At 58.2% G+C, this 17,142-nt stretch carries 13 protein-coding genes; 3 read left to right on the top strand and 10 right to left on the bottom strand.

The features are described 5' to 3' along the window. Positions 1 to 75: 75 nt before the first annotated feature. The 9 genes from GYN01_RS18600 to yaaA all read right to left on the bottom strand — a co-directional run bounded on the left by GYN01_RS18600 (position 76) and on the right by yaaA (position 12,814). Complete coding sequence (locus GYN01_RS18600; RefSeq protein WP_048400137.1) at positions 76 to 1,194, bottom strand: mannuronate-specific alginate lyase; 1,119 nt, start codon at positions 1,192 to 1,194, stop codon at positions 76 to 78. A gap of 8 nt (positions 1,195 to 1,202) precedes the next feature. Further along, positions 1,203 to 2,651: an alginate O-acetyltransferase gene (locus GYN01_RS18595; protein ID WP_203307587.1), complete on the bottom strand. Its 1,449-nt coding sequence runs from the start codon at positions 2,649 to 2,651 to the stop codon at positions 1,203 to 1,205. 11 nt (positions 2,652 to 2,662) lie between these two features. Next, entirely contained in the window at positions 2,663 to 4,234 is a 1,572-nt protein-coding gene (gene algG / locus GYN01_RS18590) for a mannuronan 5-epimerase AlgG (protein WP_203307586.1), read from the bottom strand. Positions 4,235 to 4,260: 26 nt separating this feature from the next. Continuing rightward, positions 4,261 to 5,733, bottom strand: a complete 1,473-nt coding sequence (locus GYN01_RS18585) for an alginate export family protein (protein WP_203307585.1) — start codon at positions 5,731 to 5,733, stop codon at positions 4,261 to 4,263. Continuing rightward, positions 5,730 to 7,235 (bottom strand): alginate biosynthesis TPR repeat lipoprotein AlgK, encoded by a 1,506-nt coding sequence (gene algK / locus GYN01_RS18580; RefSeq protein WP_203307584.1) that lies wholly within the window; start codon positions 7,233 to 7,235, stop codon positions 5,730 to 5,732. The genes GYN01_RS18585 and algK overlap by 4 nt, the downstream gene beginning before the upstream one ends. 2 nt (positions 7,236 to 7,237) lie before the next feature. Next, on the bottom strand, positions 7,238 to 8,407 hold the full coding sequence (locus tag GYN01_RS18575) for an alginate biosynthesis protein Alg44 (RefSeq protein WP_203307583.1): 1,170 nt from the start codon (positions 8,405 to 8,407) through the stop codon (positions 7,238 to 7,240). A gap of 35 nt (positions 8,408 to 8,442) precedes the next feature. Beyond that, the gene (gene alg8 / locus GYN01_RS18570) at positions 8,443 to 9,924 is read right to left on the bottom strand and encodes a mannuronan synthase (RefSeq protein WP_238936336.1); all 1,482 of its coding nucleotides are present in this window, start codon (positions 9,922 to 9,924) and stop codon (positions 8,443 to 8,445) included. Between the two features lie 90 nt (positions 9,925 to 10,014). Next, the gene (locus GYN01_RS18565) at positions 10,015 to 11,331 is read right to left on the bottom strand and encodes a nucleotide sugar dehydrogenase (RefSeq protein ID WP_048400125.1); all 1,317 of its coding nucleotides are present in this window, start codon (positions 11,329 to 11,331) and stop codon (positions 10,015 to 10,017) included. A 703-nt stretch (positions 11,332 to 12,034) separates the two neighbouring features. Continuing rightward, positions 12,035 to 12,814 carry a peroxide stress protein YaaA gene (yaaA, locus tag GYN01_RS18560; RefSeq protein WP_048363235.1) on the bottom strand — a complete coding sequence of 260 codons (780 nt, stop codon included), beginning with the start codon at positions 12,812 to 12,814 and terminating at the stop codon, positions 12,035 to 12,037. 228 nt (positions 12,815 to 13,042) lie between these two features. On the opposite strand from yaaA, the gene GYN01_RS18555 reads away from it, so the two are divergent. Next, a complete protein-coding gene (locus GYN01_RS18555; protein ID WP_203307582.1) occupies positions 13,043 to 14,170 on the top strand; it encodes a polysaccharide deacetylase family protein in 1,128 nt (375 codons plus the stop codon). Positions 14,171 to 14,212: 42 nt separating this feature from the next. On the opposite strand, the gene GYN01_RS18550 is transcribed toward GYN01_RS18555, so the two are convergent. Further along, positions 14,213 to 14,533 carry a hypothetical protein gene (locus tag GYN01_RS18550; protein ID WP_048363237.1) on the bottom strand — a complete coding sequence of 107 codons (321 nt, stop codon included), beginning with the start codon at positions 14,531 to 14,533 and terminating at the stop codon, positions 14,213 to 14,215. A gap of 600 nt (positions 14,534 to 15,133) precedes the next feature. Here GYN01_RS18550 and GYN01_RS18545 point away from each other — a divergent pair. Both GYN01_RS18545 and tssD read left to right on the top strand, forming a co-directional pair. Then, a complete protein-coding gene (locus tag GYN01_RS18545) occupies positions 15,134 to 16,528 on the top strand; it encodes a PhoH family protein (protein ID WP_048363238.1) in 1,395 nt (464 codons plus the stop codon). A 396-nt stretch (positions 16,529 to 16,924) separates the two neighbouring features. Further along, positions 16,925 to 17,142, top strand: a 218-nt coding sequence (gene tssD / locus GYN01_RS18540; RefSeq protein ID WP_203307581.1) for a type VI secretion system tube protein TssD, incomplete at its 3' end; no start/stop codon positions are given.

Raw genomic sequence — 17,142 nt, 5'->3', positions numbered from 1 at the left:
TGCTGCGCGCATCTGCTGTTGCTGTTGCTTTTAGTCCCCTCTCCCTCCGGGAGAGGGTTAGGGTGAGGGCTGCTGTCAGCCTTTTTCGTGCGCCGAGTCGTACACCTTGGTCAGGTCACCGCCCAGTCGAAAGGTTTTGAACGGCTGCATGCCGCGCTTCATTTCAATCACCTCGGGCGCGCAGGTGTAGAGCGTGCAGAACGGTTCCAGCCAGGCAAACTTGGCGTCGATCTTCAAATCCGTCATGTCTGGTGCTTTGCCGTTTTTCGCTTCAAACGTTTCAGGGTCTTTCACCCCGCTCAACACGCGCTCACCCAGGCGTTTCAACGCCGCGTTGTTTTCGTTGCGCAGGTCCACACCATTGACCTGCGCAAAGCTGGCGATCATCGCCAAGGGCGGCAGGGCGTAGTTGTGATAGGCGAGGGCGCGCTGCTGGCGCTTGAGCTCGTTGGGCAAAAAGCCTTGGGCGTCGACTTGATGAGCGCCGACCTTGAACTCTTTTACCGACCAGTCGAACAGGTCGCGACGGTTGGTGGCGATGGACGTGGCCATCACCGACCACGCAGCCCAGTACGAGTGGTTGTTGGTTTTTTCCAACGGCAGGTTGTCCCAGTCGCTGACCACTTGATCGGCCATTTTGCTGAACCAGGCTTCGATTTCGCGGGCTTGCTGCGCATGGTGCGCCAATGGCTGCGACGCGGAGAATTTCAGGCGCAAGTACGAGGAGGCCATGCTGCCCAGCGCCCATTTGCGCATCGACTTACCGGTGTGGTTGAACTCCTGGCTCATCAGTGCGTCGGCCTGTGCCCACGCAGTCAGCCAGCTCAGGGTGCAGTCGAGCTGCTCCGGGCGCCCGTCACGCATGTACTGCATCACGCGTTTGCTGGTGCCGCGCTCAAGCGTGGTGATGCCGGACGTTGCGTCGCGAAAGGCTTTTTCCGAGGCCACGTTGAGGGTCGAGCGGGCTTTGTCCGAACCTTCGTACTTGCTGCGAAACTCCAGCTTGTCGGTGTACGGCTGGGGCATCGACTCGCAGTCGTTTTTGAAATCGCCGGTCTTGAAGGCTTCGACCGGGGCGTAGTAGCCCTGGGGTGGGCGTAAGGGCGCGGCGGCATGGGCGGTGCTGGCAAGCATCGCCAGGCCGAGCAACGTCGGCGCCAGCAAGGTGCGCAAATTGATCGGTGCAGTAGGCATCAGAAACCTCATCGTCCGGCCTGCGCATTGAGCTGCGCAGAGGTGGGGAAAACGTTGCGTTTGCAGATTTTGGCGTCGACTTTTTGTACGTCGCCCGCGTCTTGCGGGCCTTGAATTTCAATGGCCAGCAGGTTCTGGCTGGCCCAGTCTTCATCGGTACGCAGTTCAAAGGCGAAGCGCCCGTCTGTGTCGGACGTGGTCGGTTTGTCGATTTTCAAATCTTCGTGCCGACCGTTCATGTACCAGAGCGTGGCTTGCAGGGTTTTCACCGACGGGTCGGCGAAGCGGATGTCGATTTGGTGATTGGCGTTGCGCAGGTCTTTGTTGCTGCTGTTGACCAGCATCTGGTTTGCGCCCGGTTTGAGCGTGGTGCTGCTGCTCATCAGCGCAGGCTTGCCTTCGCAACCGTTGTCGAGCAGGGCCATCATCTGGCGGTAGATGGTTTCCTGGTCGAGGCGATACAGCGGAGAAAACTCCCAGATCAATACTTTGGGCGGGGTTTTCTGGAATTCGTCGCTGCCCAGGTACTGCAACATCGAGCCTTCCAGGCCGCCGCCGGGGAAGGCGACGTTGAGCACGTCAGCGCCAATGTATTGCTCCAGAAAACCGGCAAAGTTGTAGTTCTTGCCGCTGTGGCTGGTGCCCACCAGGGTGATTTGCGGGTTGCCCGCGTCGCTGAACAGGTCACCGTCAGCTGCTTCGCCCTTTGGCTCGGTGCTGAACTGGTCCATGTACTGCACCGCGTAACTGGTGCCGCACAGTTGGCCGGCCATGTTGTGCAAGGTGCCGGTTTTGCCCATGCGCCCGGTGATTTTGGTTTCGAATTCACGCTGCGGGATGTCGGCAAAGCCCGGCACTTTTTTTACCGTCTGCGCCACGATTTTCGCCGTGCGCCGGGCACCGTAGGGCGTCCAGTGCTGGTCGCCGCGAAAGTAGAAATCGTGGGCGCTGTTGCCCGTGGCATCCGACTCATTGGTCAACGGCGACAGGTCAGGCACGTAGTAGCCCATCTTGGCGAAGCGCCCGAGCATGGCCTGGTAGTTTTTCAGTGCGGTGTCGTAGTCGAACTTATCGCGCTCGGTGGGCATCAGTTTGTTGCGATTGACCAGCCCGCGAGTCGGTTGGTACACCACCACCAGTTCCACGCCTTTGCTTTTGAAGGCGTCGTGCAACTGCTGCATGCGTTTGTATCCGGCAGGCGTGGTGTCGAACTCGGTGCGCAGGTCTTCTTGGGTGCGGAACAACCAGTCGCCTTCAGCCTGCACCAGGGTGGTGAAGTTCTGCTGATAGCGCGTGGTGTAGTTTTTGGCGTCGTGGGCTTCGGGGCACAGGTTGCAGCACGCCTGGGCGGTAAAGGCTGGCGCTTGAACGGCGTCTGCCTGTGCGCCTGCGGCGGCGCCGAGGAGGGCGGCTGTCAGGCCCGACAGGCTCAAGATCTTGATCAGATGGGGGGGCATAACAGTCATCCTCAGTGGCGCAATTCGGTCTGGCGTTCAACGGGGTCGATCAGCACGGCTTTTTGCTGGCGCACCATCAGGTCGAGAATTTCGTCCTGACGCTCACCCAGAATGCCGTTGAAGCTGATGCCGCTGGATTTGGTCGGGGCCAGCATCGACACCCGGTACAGCTCGATACTCAGCGGCGAGTCAATCGCCAGCGGGCCGCTGCCATTCCCGGCCAGCTCACCGCCGACCATGATCAGCGACACCTCGGCGTCGAAGGGATCGAGGTCAATGTCACGGTCGGTGTCGGTCAGGTCTTTGATGTGGCCGTACACGCCGGTCAGGCCGTTGGCCATCGCCACGTTCTCGTACAGGCGAATGTTGACGCTGTTGCGCACGCGAATACCGTGACGACGGTTGTTGATGACTTTGTTGCCCCACAGCAGGTTGTCACCGCTCTCATAGAGGGTGATGCCGTCGGTGTGGTTCTGGAAAATCTCGTTGTCGGCGATCAGGTTGTTGACGCTGTTACGGTCAATCACCAGCCCTGAGAGTTTGTTGTCGTGGCTGCGGTTGTTGAAGATGAAGCTGTCGTTGACCTCACGGGAAATAATGATCCCGTGTTTGCGCTGAGTACCGAACACATCGTTCTGGGCAATGATCAGGCCGTGGGAACGGTCATGCGGGTCAATGCCGTAGACGATGTTGTCGCGGTAGGTGTTGCCCTTGACCACGAAGTCGCGGGTTTCGTAGCAGTAAAAGCCGTACCACATGTCCGAGAACTCGGAGCCGACAATCCAGCCGGTGGGTTCGTCACGTTTGACCACCTTGGCCATGTTGGGCGTGTACTGGGAAATACTCACCCCGTACGACTTGCTGTTGGCATAGCCCAAGCTCGCCATTTTGCTGTTGATGATGTACGTCTCGGTGCCGCCCCACGACAGCAGGAACGGGCGAAACTCTTTGGCATCGCGAAAGGTCGCCGGGCCGTTGGCTTTTTCACGCCAGCCTGTGACGCGGCTATCACGCACGAATAACTGGCCATCGTTGACCAGAAACGAACCGGCTTCCTGGGACAAGCGCAGCTCTTGGGTAGTGGCGTCGATTTCCAGAATGCCCTTGTGCCCGACCACAATCGGCAAGCGTGCCAGGTAAACGCCCGGCGCGGTTTCGCTGAAGTACTGTTTGGGCAGGCGCTTGGCCAAATCCTTGAGGTTCACATAGCCGTCGTCGATGAAAATCGCCTGCGGAATGCCGCCTTGGCGCACCACCCATTCGGCCATTTTGTTGTCGCCGCCGATAAAGTCCTTGAGCGCGTTTTCTTGCATCATGCGGCGCACGCTGACCTTGCCTGCGGTGCTGCGCACGATCTTGGCCGCTGCCGCCTCGGCGGTGTAGCCCGAGAGGTCGGGCAGCGCCGGTTTCGCGATATTCAGCGGGACGGTAGGTGCAGTGCTGACGGTGTACGTTTTGGCGTGTTGCAGTTCTTTGGCCACGCTCGGTTTTACCGGTTCGGCGCTGGCAAACGCCGGGGCGCTGGCCAGCAGCAGCGCGCCGGCCAGCAGGCTGATCGCGCCGCGATAGGCAGGATGATTCATGTCACGCACTCCCGTTGGCGTTGTCATTAAAAGCGCCAGATCACGTCAACGAACGCGCGGTGCATGTATGAGTCCACGCCTTTACCGTAGGCATCGCCGGGTTTGAATACCCCGCCGCGAAAGCGCACCAGCGCTGAAGGCTCGTCGATGGACTGGCTCAGCGCGGCCGGTAACAGGCCTTGCTTGAAGTACTTGGTGACGACCAGGTCCATCTCCTGACCGAGGTCTTTTTTGCCATCCATCATCGGTAATGAAGTGCTGGAGAGCAGGCCGCTGGTAGGGTCTTCGCTGTTTTGCACGGCATTGATGCCGTTGCTGCCAATCGGCTTGCTGGCATCGACCCGCCAGAACTTGTGGTAGACCAGCGAGGCGTCGTAGTCGTCGCGCAGTTGCCATGAACCGAACAGGCTGGCGCTCTGGATGTTTTGCATTTCGCCACGAAACGCCTCACCAAAACGGTGAACCCGCGAGCGCGTGCCGGTGAAGTTGGAGCGGTTGCTCTCAAGTCCGGTCTGCTGATAGTTGGCACTGGCGCGCGAATAGGCAGCGCCGACTTGCCAGTTGGGATCGAGGCGCAGACGCACCCCCAGATCGGTGGCCCAGCCATCCACATCGTCACGGGTTTTGGCGCCGGCGATGTTGCGCCCGCCCACGGTTGAGGTGGCGAGTGTGTCGCGCGTGCCGCTCATGCCGGTGGCGCTGGCCCAGTAATTCACGGTGTGGGTGTTGCGGTAGTTGTAGGCGTCGCTGTTGGCTTCGATACCGAGCCAGGTCAGGTCGCCGTTTTGGGTTTTGTCCAGCGCATCGACTTCTTCGCCCTGATGTTTGAGCGAACCATCGTCCTGGCTGTGGTGGGCGCGCAGGCCGACCCATTGGCCGGGTGTCCATTGCGCGGCAATATCGCCAAACAGGTGCAGCCGGTCTTTGTCGTCCGGGGCCAGTTCGGTCAGGTCGGTGCGGTACTCGCTAAAACGTTCAGCCGCGCCCACATTGGCCTTGAGCAGGGTGGTATCGAAGGTCCAGTTCAGCGCTTCGATGTTGGTGTCGCGCCACGTGCCGTCGTCATTGCGCAGGCGTTGGCGACCGAACTTGAGCTGTTCGCCGGGGTAGGCGGTAAAGCCTTTGTAGCCGACCCAGAACTCGCGCAGGGCCAGGTAGCTTTTGTCTTGTTTGCGCGCATCGCTGCTGCTGTTTTGCTCAAGGTCAGACTGTTGCAAGGTGTCGGTTTCGATGATGTCGCTGGAGGTCACGGCCTGGCCCATGGCGTAGGCGCTCCAGTTGCCCCGTTCGCCGTACACCCACGGGCGCAGGTCCAGACCGATGCCGTTGACGTCGCCGCCATCGCGGGTGCCAAGGTCACGGTCGTCTTCTGATTGCGCAGTGATTTTGGTTTCAAGGCCGAAGTTTTTTTCATCGGTCAGGGCCGCGAGGGTCGGGCATGACCACAGCAATGCGAAAGTCAGGCCGATGCCGGCTTTTACAAAAGGATTGAGGGTCATAGGGCTTCCTCGCCGTTTTCTGCTTGCAGTGCCTGTACGGCCACGGCGTTCTGGCTCAGGGTGGCGCGCAAGGCTTGCTCTTTTTGCAGCAGGCGCTGGGCGCCAGCGCGTTGCTCTGCGGGCAATTGCTCGTCGAGTTGGGCGGCCAGTTCGTTGGCTTGCGGGGTGTTTTGCAGCGTGGCCAGTTGGCTGAACACGTAGGCGTTCAGGGCGTTGGGCTGCGTGCCTTTGCCTTGCGAGAACAACTGGGCGATGGCGAAATCGGCGCTGTTCTGACCGTTGCGCGCGGCCTTGAGCAGGTGGTCGAGGGCTTTTTGCGGGTACACCTGGCCCAGGTAACCGCGACGGTAGAGTTGGCCAAGGTAGTAATCGGCAGCCACTTCCTGGTCCACGGCGCGCAGGAAGTGCGCTTCGGCTTTTTGCGCGTCCGGGGTCAGCCATTTGCCGTCGTAATAGAGCTTGCCCAGTAACAGTTCGGCGCGCGGCTGGTCAGCGGCGCGACCGTTGTCCAGGTATTCCTGCAACTGCGCGACGTCGCCCTGATCGGGAAAGTCATAGAGCAGCTGCGCAAGGCTGACCCAGGCTGCGGGGTAGGCCGGTGCAATGCGTTCCAGCAGCGACTTGGCGGTGTCCGGGTCGGGGGTGCCCAAGGTGGCATCGGCCAGCACGCGGGCAACGCCATCGACCTTTTGCGCCGAGGCGCTGCCACGGCTGTAAGCGCTTTGCAGTTGCTGGATCAGCTCGGCCTGCTGATCGGTGTTGCCTTGTTTCTGATACACCGTGGCCAGCTCGACGTAACAACTGTCGTTGGCGGGCAGCGCCTGACGGCAGATGGATGCGATTTCATCCAGATGCTGATCGTACGTACCGTCGAGGCGGTACAGCGCCACTTGGGCCAGGCCTGCTTGCGCATAACCTGCGGCGCGCCACTGGCTGATTTGCTGCTGGGCATTGATCTGGGGGAAGCTTTGCGGGTGTTGCAAGTACAGCATCGCCAGCGGCGTGAGGCTGCTCGCGTCGCCACTGGCAAAGGCTTGTTGCAACAGGGCTTGCGCTTCGTGCAACTCGGCCTCGGTAGCGCCGGGTTTGCTGGCCAGCAGACGCCCCAGGCGCGCTTGAGCGCGAGGCGAGGTTTTTGCGGCTTCACGGTACGTGGCTTCGGCCTGTTTCAACTGCTCGGCGTCCGGGCTTTGCATCCAGATATCGGCCAGCCCCACCTGCGCTTCGGTGTAACCCAAATCCGCCAGTGCCTGATAGTTACGCTGTGCGGTGGCGGTGTCGCCGTTTTTCAAGGCTTCATTGGCCAGCCGCTGATCGGGCAGGCCCGCGCAACCGGCGAGTGCGAGGGACAACAAGCAAAGCGCTGGCCCTTGTAGTCGTTGCCGCAGGCTGCGAGCGGTTGCGAAACCGCTGTGAATGCGAAAAAAACCGTCGCGTGGTTGGCGAGCGCCTGGCTCGGGATCGCAGCCTGCGCCAGCGACTACCGGGAATGAGTTTTTCATGGTTACAGACCTGCCGCCGAGGCTTTGCTGATCAGCCAGTTCATCGACGGGCCACGGTCGCTGCGCACGTCCACCGGGCGGCCGGCAAGGGCGCTGTCCAGCGGTGCATCGGGCTTGATCTGCACGCGGATGTCCGAGGACAGGTCATCGCTGTTGAGGCTGGTGCTGCTGATGATCTTGCCGGTGCGCAGGTAGTCTTCACCGGCGACTTTGAAGTTGACCGGGGTGCCGGGCAGTACGTTGTCAAACTGGCGATAGCTGAAGCGCGCGGCGATGTTGGCTTCGCTGGTGCGCGGCACCAGTTTGAAGATCACGTCACCTTTGCTGGCGTATTGGCCGTTGGCAACCACTTGCTCGGCGACGACGCAGTCACACGGCGAGGTCAGGGTGCCGGTCATTTGCTTGCCAAACAGCGTTTCGATATTGGCCGGCTGCAACTGGTTCTCGTCCAGATGCCCTTTAAGCACGTCCAGCATGCTGGTGCTGAAGGTGGCAATGGGCGCGCCGTTGGCTGCCAGATTGTCGTCCTTGACCAGGCTTTGCACGGTGCCGTCACGCGGCATGGTGATGTTCATGCCCGGCACACTGACCAGCGCCGACTGCGCGTGGGTGACGAAATACAGGCCGTACACCGATTTGACGACAAAACCGAACGCCACCAGACCGACGACAAATACGCCCGCACTCAACACCACGGCCTTCATGCGCCCGAACGGGGTCATGCCGCTGCCGCCGTCCTTGACCTTGCGCGCCTTGGTGAAGTTATCGCGCTGCAAGGTGGCGAGCACGTCGCCCATCGTCACGAGGTCGCCGCTCAGGTGCGAGGTGATGAGGTGACGCAGGGTCGAGATGTCTTGCTGGTCGAGGTTCTGGAACTGGCAGCCGACACGCCCGGACTGTCGGTCGACGTTGCGCACCAGCAGATCGACGTCCATCGCCAGACCGAGGTTGTCGATCACAAACTGCAAGCGACCTTTATGGACTTCGCCCACGGTCAGTGGCTGATTGGCCGCGTAGAAGCTCAGGCCGCCCGCTGACAGGTCGATGATGTTGACGTCCATCGGCGTGCGGTCTTTGCCTGTAAACCGTAATTTGGCCGGGATTTTGACCCGTGCGTGTTGGCGCTGGGCTTCGGATTCGTGGACAACGTTGGTGTTTACTTGAGTGTTCATAAGGTCTTGTTCCTGGTTAATTCGATCGTGTCGGTTCAGACCATCGTCAGCAGCACGGCCACAAAGATGCTGGCGGCTGAGAAGGTCATGGTGCGAGACGACCAGGTGTTGAACCAACGTTGAAAGCTGGCCAGATCACGGGTCAATTTGGTGTCCTGACGGGTCCAGGACTGTTGATCGAGGCGGAAGAACACGTAGATCTTCACCAGCGCACCGACGATCTGGTTGTAATAAAGAATCACCGGGTAGGCCGGGCCGATGGTGTGTCCCGAGCAGGCCAGCAGCAGGGTCAGAATCAGGCGGGTAATGCCGATCCACAGCAGGTAAGCGATGAGGAACGTGATGCCGTATTTGAGGCTGGCAATCAGTGCAACCGTCAGCCCCAGCAACGAGGTCCACATCGACACGCGCTGGTCGAACAGCACCACGCTGGTGAACAGGCCGAGGCGTTTGACCCCAAGGCCCAGTGCGCGGGCGTTCTGGCGCAAGTTGTTGCCGTACCAGCGGAACATCAGTTTGCGGCTGGCCTTGATGAAGCTTTTTTCCGGCGGGTGCTCCACGGTGTGGATGGCTGCGTCAGGCACATAAAAAGTGTCGAAGCCCAGGCGCATCAGGCTGAACCAGCTGGATTTGTCGTCGCCGGTCAAAAACTTGAAACGGCCCAGACGCCAGTGCTGCAACGAATCGCTTTCGACGTCGGCGATGAAGTCGGGGTCAGTCACCACGTTGGCGCGGAACACCGACATGCGTCCGGTCATGGTCAGCACGCGCTTGGACAGGGCCATCGAGCACATGTTGATGTGGCGCTGGGCGAAGCGCAGTTTGTGCCACTCGCTCATGATGTAGCCGCCGCGCACTTCGCAGAATTCGTTGGTGGTCAGGCCGCCGACGTTGCCGAACAACTGGAACCAGGGCACGGTTTTGCGTACAACGCCGGGTGCCAGCACGGTGTCGCCGTCGATCACGGCAACCACGGCGCGGCTGTCCGGCATATGGCGTGAGATGGCGCGAAAACCGAAGGCCAGACCGTCGCGTTTGCCGGTGCCGGCGATCCGCACGAAGTCGAGTTTGACCCGCTCTGGCGGGTTCATTCGCTCCCACAGGCTCTTGACCAGCAACTCATCGGACATCTCAACCAGCGAGCAGACCACGGTGGTGGGCAGGCCGCAGTCAATGGCTTCGCGAATGACCGAGCTGTACACCTGAGCGGTGGTCAGGGCGTCGATACGAAAGCTGGTGACCATCAAAAATACATGGGAAGGGTCAGCGGCCTTGCCCAGTTTGCGCACCTTGCGTCGCAGGTGCGGGTACACCACATATAAAAACAGCATGCCGCGCAAAAAGTGCGTGGCACCCATTGAGTAGCGCCAGATACCCACGGCGCCAATCAGGAAAATAAAGTTTTTCGACTCGGCGTCGAAGGTCGATGTTGGCAGCGCCAGCGCGAGGCCCATCAACAACGTGAGGTAAAACAGCCAACCGGCGGCTTGAAGAAGGCCGTGTTTTAGCCTGAGCATAATGAGGTTCCGTGTGAGCATGAAGGCTGTGGTGCACAAGCTCTGCAGGCACTGGCGCAGCCTGCGCCAGTGCCTGCAGTGGGCGGCGTGTTACCAGCAGATGCCTTCGGTACGGCCTACGGTGCAGGTGGCTTTGGACATGAAGCCCACCAGGTCGATGACCTGTTTGCCATGCGGGGCGTTTTGGGCCAGTGCGCGGAACTTCTCGTCGCGGTTACCCAAAATGATCACGTCGCTGTTGTTGATCACCGCGTCGAAATCCGAGTTGAGCAGGGAGGAGACGTGGGGAATTTTTGATTCGATGTAGTCTTTGTTCGAACCATGAACGCGGGCGTACTCGACGTTGGTGTCGTAGATGCTCAGGTCAAACCCCTTGCCGATCAGCATTTCGGCCAGTTCCACCAGCGGGCTTTCGCGCAGGTCGTCAGTCCCGGCCTTGAAGCTCAAACCGAGCAGGGCAACTTTGCGTTTGTCATGGCTGGCGACGATGTCGAACGCGTTTTGCACTTGCGACACGTTGCTGCGCATGAGCGAGTTGAGCAACGGTGCGTCCACGTCCAGCGAGCTGGCACGGTAAGTCAGGGCACGCACATCTTTGGGCAGGCAGGAGCCGCCAAAGGCAAAGCCGGGGCGCATGTAGTACTGCGACAGGTTCAAGGTTTTGTCCTGGCACACCACCTCCATGACTTCGCGACCATCAACGCCGACGGCCTTGGCAATGTTGCCAATCTCGTTGGCGAACGTCACTTTGGTGGCGTGCCACACATTGCAGGTGTACTTGATCATCTCGGCCACTTCGATGTCCTTGCGGATGATCGGCGCGTCGAGTTCTTCGTACAGCGATTGCAGGACATCGCCCGAGGCTGTGTCGAGTTCACCGATCACGGTCATCGGCGGCTGGTCGTAGTCGGCAATGGCCGTGCTTTCACGCAGGAATTCAGGGTTGACCGCGACGCCGAAGTCGACGCCGGCTTTTTTGCCCGAGCACTCTTCGAGGATCGGGATCACCACATTTTTCACGGTCCCCGGCAACACGGTGCTGCGTACCACAATGGTGTGGCGCGAGGTTTTATCGCGCAGTACGGCGCCGATTTCGCGGCACACGGCTTCGATGTAGTTCAACTCCAGGTCGCCGTTTTTCTTGCTCGGCGTACCGACGCAAATCATCGACAGGTCGCTCTCGCGAATGGCCGATGCAAAGTTGGTGGTGCCTCGCAGACGGCCGTTCTGGATGCCTTGGGCCAGCAGTTCGCCAAGCCCCGGTTCAACGATGGGCGACTTGCCGAGGTTGATCAGGTCGATCTTGTCTTGTGAGATGTCAACGCCGATGACTTCATGGCCGCGAGCGGAAAGACAACCGGCGCACACTGCACCGACGTAACCCAAACCAAATATGCTGATGCGCATCGCAATTACCTCTGTCGTGTATAGGCCAATTAATGACCGGACTTAAAGTGTGGGTGCACAGGGAACTACGGCGCATATAAGCCGCAATGCCCAGTGCAGGCATCGTTAAGTTTCAAGTTGTTGAAAGTTGCACAGTTAAAGTGCAGCTCATCACTATTACTAAGGCATGTCAGATGATGGGGACGGCCTTGGGCGGGCGCTGTGCGCCGCGATGTTTCTTATTTTTTAGCCTTTATAAACAAAGGGTTATAGCTGAATTTCGATCACCTTTGCCTGGGCCTGATTGCAGCGGATATAACCTGAAAGTTAGGTTTATCGTTGTAAGCGATATCTCACAAACTCTGTAAGAATCGTTACGGGTTGTATGAGCAGTCGTACCAAACATAGTTCCGGGCCGTTTATCCCGTTTTCGACGAAAATTAACAAAATGGAAAAAGATGGCACTGGTTCCATATTGATAGCACTTAAGGTTTCGTCCTTTAATTTAAGGGCGTTCGTCGGCGAGGATAGTTAAGTGCCACTACTGATAAAAAAATTAGGTGCCACTATGAAAAAAAGTCACATTTGTCGAGTGAATTTATGTTCATAGAAATTTCAAGTCGTATTTTTGGCGTCAATTATTTGGCTATTCAAGCAGGAGTGTGAAGGGGTTCACAGCACGACGCGCCCTCGATCAGGCCGAGGGCGTCAAAAAGGCGGGGGGTTATTCGGGGGTGTGATCGCGTAAGAAGACCAACAGATCCGGTTTGGAGTGTTCGGCGCTGTAATAGTAACCCTGGGCATCAAATTGCTTGAGCTGCTCAGGGTCGTTGATGCGTTCCTTGATCACGAAACGGCTCATCATGCCGCGCGCTTTTTTGGCGTAAAAGCTGATGATTTTGTGCTGGCCGTTCTTAAAGTCCCGGAATTCGGTGTTGATGATGCGTGCGTTCAAGGCTGACTTTTTGACCGCCGAGAAGTACTCGTTGGAGGCCAGGTTGAGCAGCACGTCATCGCCTTGCTCGGCCAGTGCTTCATTGAGCCAGTCGCTGATGCGCGTGCCCCAAAAAGCATAGAGGTCTTTGCCGCGAGGGTTTTGCAGCTTGGTGCCCATTTCCAGGCGATAAGGCATCATCAGGTCCAGCGGGCGCAGCAGGCCATATAGCCCGGAGAGCATGCGCAGATGGGTCTGCGCGTAGTCGAAGTCCGCTTCGCTGAAATCCACGGCATTCAATCCGGTGTACACATCGCCCTTGAAGGCCAGCAATGCTTGCTTGGCGTTATCGGGCGTGAAGGCCGGGGTCCAGCAGCCGAAGCGTGCGGCGTTAAGGCCGGACAGCTTGTCGGACAGGTGCATCAGCTCGCCAATCTGTTGCGGGCTTAATTCGCGCAATTGCCCGATCAGCTCTTGGGAATGATCCAGGTATTGCGGCTGAGTGAAGCGCTGGGTGGCCGGCGGCGTCTCGTAGTCGAGGGTTTTAGCGGGTGAAATCACCATCAGCATGGGTATCGTCTCCTTTTAGCGTGGGAGGGATTCTAGGGGGTTGGGCGGTTTGACTCCACCTATCACGCTGATAGCACGTATGCCGCGCAATTGAGTCGTCGCCGTCGAGGGACGGGGCTGCGATGGAAGGCGCAGGTTTGCCGCGCTATCGCAGCCTGCGGCAGCGACTACAGGTATTTGCCAGGTTGCAGGTTATAGTGCGCACAGTTTTTACAGGGAGATTGACCCGTGCGTATTGCTCTTTTTTTGTCGGCCTGGCTGGTGTGCCTGAGCGCGGTGGCGGCGCCCACTGAGCCAGCGACGCTGGATCGCAGCACATGGCCTGAGCAATTGATCAGCCCGGCGCTGTTTGATGTGGCGTCACGGGCCGAAATACTGACCTTCGCCCATGCCCTGTTGAGCAGTGAAGCGCTGGACGAGCGTGCGCTCAGCCAGCGGCTGGGCTTGAAAATCATCAACATGGACGCGATTGATACGATCCGTCAGCGTATGTGGCAACGTCTGCTGACCAATTACAACTTCGCCCAGCAAAGCTGCGATCAGGATGCCTCGTTCTGTTATTACGTGGACGGCATGGACAGCTTGCGTGAGCAGGCAGGCAAGTTTGAAATCGCCCCAGACTCGTTCTACGCCGATTGGGCGCAACCGAGCGCCGAGTTTCACCGCGCCTATCTGGATGAGCAGTTGCGCCTTGCGGCACTGTTCCCGCAAATCGGTAGCGAGGTCGAGCTGTTCAATGATCGTGAGTTCAACGGCGAGGGCATGAACGACCGACTGTTTATGCTGACCTTTGACAGCGGCCCGACTCACCAGCCGGGCACTACTGATTGGGTGGCCGACTATCTGCGCAAGCAATCGGTGAGTGCAACGTTTTTTGTCTTGGGCAACAGCGTTCAGGCGCGGTTGGATAAACAGTCCGTGCAGGCACTGCAAGCGCTCTACAAAGGGCAATGCGTAGGGGTGCAAGGCTGGGGGTACCGTTCGCACAGCCATTGGACCGACTGGCAAGATTCGATTGTGCGCAGCTCGGCGCTGGTCAAAAAAGTTTTGCCCGACAATTACGTGCCTTTATTCCGCCCGCCCTACGGGCATCGCCGTGCCGACAGCGGGGCTTTTTTTGAGGCCCAGGGCATGCAGGTGGCATTGTGGAACATTGACTCCCAGGACTTGGCCGGCAGCCTGAGTGCTGAACAGTCTGCGCAACGCGTATTGAGCCTGATGCTGTTATGGCGCCACGGCGTGATCAGCTTTCACGACACTCAAAGCAAGGTGCGCAGCGCTTTGCCCTGGCTGATGAAAGCCACTGCGCAAAGCGGGTTGGGGTGGCAAGAGTGTTCGGCGCTGGCTCAGCCGTAGCGTCGATAGCCCGCACTGGATCAGGGCGGGCAGTGAAGAGTCTTACAAAAGCCGCAGCGCCAGTTCGCTGCCTGCACGCAGGTATTGGACCTGGGCGGTGATGGCGTCTTTGACGATGGCTTCGCCGGTGTCAGACAGTTTGCCGTTTTTAGCGTCAATGACCGACAGTTGCAGCAGTTGCATGGTCACGTCCATCGACTTTTGAAAGGCCGTCATATTGTTGTGTTGACCAAAGTGTTCGATAACCCTGTCCATGCGTTCGTCGGCACTGTCGCGCAGTTGCTTGAACTCGGTAAATGAAACTCTGTCGTCTTTATAGATCTCCAGCAGCATCTGTTCGAGCGTTTTGGAAATAGGGGTCATAGCGTCGTCCTTTTGTATGGGCGCGGTCGGCGTATTGGCGCGTACCCTGTGTTTTTGCAGGGCATGTCACGACACGAACACGGTCATAAATGAAAGTGGTTGCACGGGCCGGTGTCGGCACAACCACCACGGCGTGGCGCATTGCGCAGTCTTGGCGGGTGCGAGGTGAAGCTTAGTGCGGGCAAAAGGGCGGGGGGTGTAGGTCGGATCTTTGCTTGCTGTCGGCGCGGGCCGGTCTTTGGTGGCGAGATTTCAATGTTTTGTGTTGGGGCGAACGCTTAGCCTTTTGAACGGCTTGCAAATCACATTGGATACTTTTTTGTTACAGGTTGATCCCTCAGCCTAGTAGCGGTTTGGCATTGCGCCAAGGGCTGTTCGTCATTCAGAAAAAAATAGTGCCAAACCGCTAAAAAGACTTTTTCTTGTCACACGTTTTGGAGTATTACGAAGACAGACCGCCGAAACCTGCCACACAGGTGGCGTCTTCCAAGACCTATCGGGCAGGGATTCATCTGACATGGGCAGATGAGCCGGCAGTCACATCGAGGCGCAGCACTGTTGCGGTATTGCGTCGAATGGCTCCCACAAAGGTGACCGAGTATGGATGATCACGGACGCACTCCTTCTTCCAACCAGCCAATCCTTTATGTGCTCGATACCAATGTTCTGATTCACGATCCAAATGCCATGCTCAACTTCGAGGAACACCACGTCGCAATCCCGATGACGGTGCTTGAAGAACTCGACAAACTCAAAACCGGCAAGCTGTTGGTCGCCGCCGAATGCCGTCAGGCCATTCGTTTGATTGACCAGGTGCTGGGCGTGGCTTCGCCGGAAAACGTTGAAAAGGGCGTGCCCATTCAGCGCGGTAAAAGTGGCCCTAAAGGCTTTTTGTCGATTTTGATGAACAAGCGCCGAGAACCTAACGCGCTGCTGCCCGAAACCCTTAACGACAACATCATCATCAACCAGTTGATTGATTTGCATGCCCGCTCGCCTGAAATTCAGGTGGTGCTGGTGACCAAAGACATCAATATGCGCCTCAAAGCCCGTGCGTGCGGGATCGAGTCCGAGGACTACAGCACCGACCAGTTGGTCGATGATGTGTCGATGCTGTCGCGTGGCTATCACACGATGACCGGTTCGTTCTGGGACCGTGTCAGCAAGGTGGAAACCCGTCAGGGCCACGGCAGTACCTGGCATCAAGTGCAGATGATCGAGAACCTGCCGTCGGTGCATATCAACGAATTCATCATTGACGAACAGGGGTTTGTCGGCTGGATCAAAGAGGTGCGCAAGGACCACCTGCTGATCCTCGACATGCATCAGGAACCGTTGCTGCATCAGGAAGCCTGGGGGCTTAAACCTCGGGATATTTACCAAGGGCTGGCGTTGTATGCCTTGCTCGACCCGGACATTCATCTGGTCAACCTGTCGGGTGCGGCAGGTTCGGGTAAAACCATCCTGGCGCTGGCGGCGGCGATTGAACAAACCATGGTCAGCAAGCGCTACCGGCGCATCATTTGTACCCGTAGTGTGCAAGGGCTGGACCAGGAAATCGGCTTCTTGCCCGGCACCGAAGCCGAGAAAATGGAGCCTTGGCTGGGCGCCATCACCGATAACCTCGAAGCGTTGCACATGGAGGATGAAAGCACCCACGGCAGCGTCGACTACATCCTGAGCAAGGTGCCATTGCAGTTCAAATCCCTGAACTACATCCGGGGTCGTAGCTTCCAGCAGAGTTTAATCTTGATCGACGAGTGCCAGAACCTCACGCCGCACCAGATGAAAACCATCATTACCCGTGCGGGGGCGGGCTCCAAAGTAGTGTGTCTGGGCAACCTGGCGCAGATTGATACACCTTACCTGTCAGCCACCAGTTCTGGGTTGACGTACCTGACGGAGCGTTTCAAAGACTTCCCGAACGGTGTTCACATTGCCCTGCAAGGGGTGCCGCGTTCGATACTCGCCGAGTACGCCGAATCGCACCTTTAAACCTACGTTTACACCTCTGATCCGGGCGGCCTTGAGCCGCCCGTTTTGTGTGTGATTTCGCATGCAGGTCCAGATGGAAGCTAATGGCCAGTATGCGCAAGAAGTTGCGCACTCATCTGTGGATAAACCTGTGCATACCTTTGTGTGGCTCATATAGATATTGGCCTGTAGGCGAGTGCGCAAGAAGTTGCGCAGTACTGCGCAACTTCTTGCGCACTTTATTCATGCTTTCTATATGAAAATCAGTCTTCCAAACGACATGATTGATCTAACTTTCTGTTCTTAATGGCTTTTTAAACTGTGGCACGAACCTTGATGTGTCTAATCAGTACTTGGGCGGCATTTGCTCGTTCCAAGCCCTTATTTTTCAGCGCATTTTCAGCAAGGAGAGCCACCATGGCCACGCCAGCGTATATATCCATCACGGGCACCAAACAGGGTCTGATCACTGCCGGTGCGTTCACCGCGGATTCAGTAGGCAATACCTATCAGGAAGGTCATGAAGACCAGGTCATGGTTCAGGGCTTTAGCCACGAATTGATCATTCCTCGCGACCCGCAGTCCGGCCAACCGACCGGCCAACGCGTTCACAAACCGGTAAAAATCACCAAGGT

It is taken from the genome of Pseudomonas weihenstephanensis (genome assembly GCF_016812185.1).
Lineage (GTDB): Bacteria > Pseudomonadota > Gammaproteobacteria > Pseudomonadales > Pseudomonadaceae > Aquipseudomonas > Aquipseudomonas weihenstephanensis.
Note: the sequence above shows the minus strand (reverse complement) of the source record. Positions and strands in the feature narration are given on the sequence as shown.